The sequence below is a fragment of the uncultured Shewanella sp. genome (genome assembly GCF_947497935.1).
GTDB lineage: Bacteria > Pseudomonadota > Gammaproteobacteria > Enterobacterales > Shewanellaceae > Shewanella.
Window position 1 is genome coordinate 1 of record NZ_CANMIO010000042.1, and the last position, 5,131, is coordinate 5,131.

Consider the following 5,131-nt stretch of genomic DNA (forward strand, 5'->3'; position numbering starts at 1 on the left):
CGTATGTGTTATTTAAAGAAAAAATCACAGTACAATGCGTAAGCGCTTTGCTAAAGGGGCGGTTACTTTCAACCATCCATGGTCTTCGTGACATTTGTGCATCCATGCACTTCGTAGTTCAGTTGTGCTGATGTTGTTCCAGACAACATCGAGCATTCACCCCATCCTTGGGGATTTTAGACTCTTGACTAGAAATGGTCGGCCTGTCTCGCGTGCCGAAGGCACATGGGTTCGTCTCTTGATAAGAGCAAGCCCTCCCCAGCTTCGCATTCATAAACTTATCGCTCCGCGAGATTTAACCACAAACATTACGATAAGCTCTAACAGCAATGTTAGGGCTTTTTAATTGCGGCGGAAAAAACAAAGGAGCTGTAGTTCAACAGTGCTTAGGAAAAAGTGATTCAGGACGAAGGTCACAGAAGGCTCGAGCAAAGGTACAGCTTAGGCCTTACGATTTTTTATCTTCGTGCTTTTCGTGAAAGGGTGCACTTGGTAGTGAGGTCAGTTCTTTTGGTCGAATAATGTACGTACTAGATTTTACTTATTAATTTTGCTATCTCATTCTTTGAGACTGTTTGTAGGATGCTTGGCTCCCAATATACTGGCGCTGGTACCTGCTGCTTTTACTCTTAGGGTAACGTCTATTAGGTTATTTCTCTCAAAAAAAAGGTGTACTGCGAGTAGTCGCTTTCGTTTACGGGGCTCTTTTTCTGCTGTAGCTAAAGCCAAGAACTTTACAGTGCGGTTACTTCAGCGCTATCTATTAATTACTATACGTATTAATGTGTAAATATGCGCCTAAACTAGAACTCAACTCGTTAATGATTAGTGTAATGCCTATATCTATCTTATCGTGGATTAATAACATGCGGATTATCTAACGTCATTGTGCTTAAGCGTTGCATCCCTTGTGAAGACATAGCCCGTATTTCTATGGGCAACGGAGCAAATATCTTATGTATACGTGGAACATACAAGGGCCTGCAGCTTGCCGCAATGTAAGGCATAGTAAAACTAGGCTCAAGCTTGTTACCACACTTCGTATTCGTTAAAACTCGCCTTTTAGGAACGTTTGGCTGCCTACTTCTATGTTGATTTGCTTCCCTAGGTAACAATCACTCTTTCATCTATTCACCTTGAATTCTATTAGCAAAAGCGCTTTCAGCCTCTCAACTTCTTATACTGATAGGTATAAGCTACAATAGCGTTTTGAACCTAAAAGATACTCTGATGCAAGCCAATCACCCTTTTTCATTGAAATCATTTAATACGTTTGCCTTAGCACATTCATGTCGTAAATTAGTTCATGCACTGTCGACTGAGCAGCTTATAGAGACCTGTTACAGCCTTTTTCAAGCCAGTGAGCCTATGTTGATCTTAGGTGGCGGTAGCAACGTTATTTTCTGTGATGATTTTGATGGCACTGTAGTTCTTGTTGAAACAAAAGGAATTGATATAACAGAGGATCTTGAAAATCATTATCTCTCAGTGGCAGCCGGTGAAAACTGGCATGAATTTGTTTATTTTTGCTTAGAGCGTGGCTTTGCTGGTTTGGAAAATCTAGCACTGATCCCTGGTACTGTTGGCGCTGCACCTATACAGAATATCGGTGCTTACGGCGTCGAGGTAGAGAAGTTCTGTGACTGGGTCGAATACGTTGATTTAAGTTCTGGAGAGTTTGTTCGTTTAAGTGCTAGAGAGTGTGCATTCGATTACCGCGATTCAATATTTAAAAATCGCCTGCAGGGGAAGGCTCTTATTACCCAGGTAGGATTCAAGTTTCCTAAGCAGTGGGCTCCAGAATTAGAATATGGGCCGTTAAAAGAATTAAAACAACCTGATGTTACCCCTAGGCAAGTTTTTGATTGCATATGTGAAACACGTCGTTCTAAGTTACCGGATCCTAAGATACAGGGTAACGCTGGTAGTTTCTTTAAAAACCCTGTGATTGACACAGCGCAGTTTGAAAGGTTGACTGAGAGTAACCCGAGTATTGTCGGTTATCCTCATGGTGAAGGTAAAACCAAAGTTGCTGCTGGTTGGTTAATTGATAATGCAGGGTTGAAGGGCTATAAAATAGGTGGGGCGGCGGTACATGATAAACAAGCCTTAGTGCTAGTTAATACTGGCGATGCGACGAGTAAAGATATTTTGCTCCTGGCTAAATCGATTGTGGAAAAAATAGAACTGAAATTTGGTATAGCACTAGAACCAGAACCAAGAATGATCGGCGCTGATGGAGAGAGGAGTTTATAGCATGGTTGAGCAATGGAGTCGTAAGCGAGAGATCCTGTCTGAGCTATCGTCTGGAAAATTTGTATCAGGTGAAGTCTTAGCAACAAATCTTGGTGTCTCTAGAACTGCAATCAGCAATCATATTGCGGGCTTAGAAGAGTACGGTATCGATATATATAGTGTAAAGGGTAAGGGGTATCGTCTAAATGGTTCGCTTTCATTGGTTGATGAGAGTGTCCTAAAGGACAAGATTAGTAACCGTTGCTTTTATTTCGATGAGATCCCAAGCACCAATGCTTTTATTTTAAAGCATGCCGAAGACTTAGTTTCTGGCGATATCTGTGTTGCTGAATACCAATCGGCTGGCAGGGGGCGAAGAGGTCGCGTCTGGGTCTCTCCATATGGTTGTCATCTATATTTCTCCATGTATTGGCAATTTCCTCAAGGAATGGCTCAGGCGATGGGATTGAGCTTAGTGGTAGCATGTTCAATCGTTTCTGTTTTACAGCAGTTAGATGTCGAAGGCGTTGGCGTGAAATGGCCTAATGATATTTATCTAAATAATAAAAAATTGGCAGGGGTGTTGATTGAATTGAGCGGTCAAACAGATAGCGAATGCAACTTAGTCATAGGTATAGGTTTAAATATGGCTATGGGTGAGCAGCACGCAGCCAAGATCGATCAGCCCTGGAGTGATTTGACCGGATTAAAGAGTGTTCCCGATAAAACTCAATTACTTGTATTACTGCAAAAACAGCTACAACTTGATTTAACCCAGTTCCAAGAGTCGGGGCTTAAGCCGTTTCAACAAAGATGGCAGGATGCTGACATATTCCAAGGACAGTCAGTTAAGTTACTTATGGGTCACGACGAGATCCATGGTATTTACCGTGGTATCGATGAACAGGGAGCGGTTGTACTGGAGACGGACTCAGGAAGGAACAGCTTTATTGGTGGCGAGATTAGCCTACGAAAGTTAGGCTAATCTTAGCGCTAGGACTAAATAGTATTTGAAGCCTACTTTCTTAAAAGGACTTGATCCATTAAATGGTCAGGTCCTTTTTGTAATATTAGATGAGCTCTCTCTCGCGTAGGCAAAATATTGAGTGTTAGGTTGGGTCCGTTAATCGTGTCCCAAATATTTGAAGCTGTTGCCGTAGCTTCTGCATCACCTAGCTTTGAGTAGTGATGGAAATAGGAGTTCTCAGTACTAAATGCGCCAGTTCTAAATTGCAAGAATCGTTCAATATACCATTGCTTTAGTAGCGGTTCATTTGCATCGACATAGATTGAGAAGTCGACAAAGTCCGATACAAACGGGCGTTGGGTATCGACTGGTGAATCCTGTCCCGTTTGTAAAACATTGAGCCCTTCAATGATCAAAATATCAGGCTGACGGATCCACTGAAGCTCATCAGGGATGCGATCATAGGTAATATGTGAATAGATAGGCGAACTGACCTCAGACTCTCCAGCCTTAATCGCTGAAATAAAATCAACAAGAGCTTTCATATCATAGCTTTCAGGAAAACCTTTCCGCTGTAAAAGCCCCCGACGTTTAAGTTCCGCCAACGGATATAGAAAGCCATCGGTAGTGATCAGATCAACTTTAGGATGTTCAGGCCAGTGACTTAATAGCGCTTGCAGAATACGTGCGGTGGTGCTTTTACCTACAGCCACACTGCCTGCAATGCTAATAATGTAAGGTCGTTTTGGTGGCACATGGCCTAAAAATTCATTAAGTGCGAGGCCTCTTTGCTGTTTTGCGCCAACATTAAGGTTGAGCAAACGGCTTAAAGGCAGATAAATATCGGTAACCTCTGATAGTGATATCTTTTCGTTGATACCACGCAAATCTGCCAAATCATTCTCGCTAAGTGTAAGTGGTACAGATTCTCTGAGGCCGGCCCATTGTAGGCGCTGAAAGGCGAGATAAAGAGCGTTATGAATTTGGTTGGATTGCGGCATGCGAAGTTCTCCGTTAAGGATGGCACAGTACACCATGAAGTTATTATGAACAACAGCAATAAGCGCTAGGATAGAGGCTTTAGCCGCCAATCCGTTTTAAACGGCTTAAAAATATACCCAAATAGCGCTTTAAGTGCAAAAAAACAGCGTTTGATGCTTTTTTTTAAGAAAATTTCACTTTTGCTATTGCACTTGCGCTCACATTTCCATAATATCCGCTACCGAAATGACACGCCGGCATAGCTCAGTTGGTAGAGCAACTGACTTGTAATCAGTAGGTCCCGAGTTCGACTCTTGGTGCCGGCACCATTTTCTCTGGAGGGGTTCCCGAGTGGCCAAAGGGATCAGACTGTAAATCTGACGGCTCAGCCTTCGAAGGTTCGAATCCTTCTCCCTCCACCATATTCTAGGTAGTTAGGTAACCTGAAGTAGGTTCCGCGGATGTCGTATAATGGTATTACTCCAGCCTTCCAAGCTGATAACGCGGGTTCGATTCCCGCCATCCGCTCCAAAATCTTGCTGATAATACTTAATCAGTAGAAAGCACCCGAACAGGGTGCTTTTTCCAGTTTAAGACTACCTATCAGCTCCAGCCTGCTTCTTGCCAATCTAATTATCTTACTAACCGATTCGATGACATTTCTTATGCATCGGATTTTTTGCTATATGCAGTTTCATCACCAAATACTTTGGATTGGGGCAATACCATGGCTAAAGAAAAATTTGAACGCGTAAAACCACATGTAAACGTGGGCACCATTGGTCACGTTGACCATGGTAAAACTACTCTAACTGCTGCTATCTCAGCTGTATTGACCAAGAGTTTTGGTGGTACTGTACGTGATTTCGCTCAGATCGATAACGCTCCAGAAGAGCGTGAGCGCGGTATTACAATTAATACTTCTCACATCGAATATGACACTCCATC

General features: G+C 42.7%; 4 protein-coding genes and 3 tRNA genes. 6 read left to right on the forward strand and 1 reads right to left on the reverse strand.

The annotated features are described in order from the left end of the window. The first annotated feature begins 1,230 nt into the window (after positions 1-1,230). Both murB and birA read left to right on the forward strand, forming a co-directional pair. Positions 1,231-2,256, forward strand: coding sequence for a UDP-N-acetylmuramate dehydrogenase (murB, locus tag Q1A86_RS20990; protein WP_299811402.1), 1,026 nt, complete (start codon positions 1,231-1,233; stop codon positions 2,254-2,256). A 1-nt stretch (position 2,257) separates the two neighbouring features. After that, positions 2,258-3,220: a bifunctional biotin--[acetyl-CoA-carboxylase] ligase/biotin operon repressor BirA gene (gene birA / locus Q1A86_RS20995; protein WP_299811407.1), complete on the forward strand. Its 963-nt coding sequence runs from the start codon at positions 2,258-2,260 to the stop codon at positions 3,218-3,220. Between the two features lie 32 nt (positions 3,221-3,252). On the opposite strand, the gene coaA is transcribed toward birA, so the two are convergent. After that, the gene (gene coaA, locus Q1A86_RS21000) at positions 3,253-4,203 is read right to left on the reverse strand and encodes a type I pantothenate kinase (RefSeq protein ID WP_299811410.1); all 951 of its coding nucleotides are present in this window, start codon (positions 4,201-4,203) and stop codon (positions 3,253-3,255) included. Between the two features lie 233 nt (positions 4,204-4,436). Here coaA and Q1A86_RS21005 point away from each other — a divergent pair. From Q1A86_RS21005 to Q1A86_RS21020, 4 genes are all read left to right on the forward strand, one after another. After that, positions 4,437-4,512: transfer RNA gene (locus Q1A86_RS21005), tRNA-Thr, on the forward strand. Between the two features lie 8 nt (positions 4,513-4,520). Next, positions 4,521-4,605, forward strand: a tRNA-Tyr gene (locus Q1A86_RS21010). 35 nt (positions 4,606-4,640) lie between these two features. Continuing rightward, a tRNA-Gly gene (locus Q1A86_RS21015) sits at positions 4,641-4,714 on the forward strand. A gap of 196 nt (positions 4,715-4,910) precedes the next feature. Then, positions 4,911-5,131, forward strand: a 221-nt coding sequence (locus tag Q1A86_RS21020) for a GTP-binding protein (RefSeq protein WP_299811413.1), incomplete at its 3' end; no start/stop codon positions are given.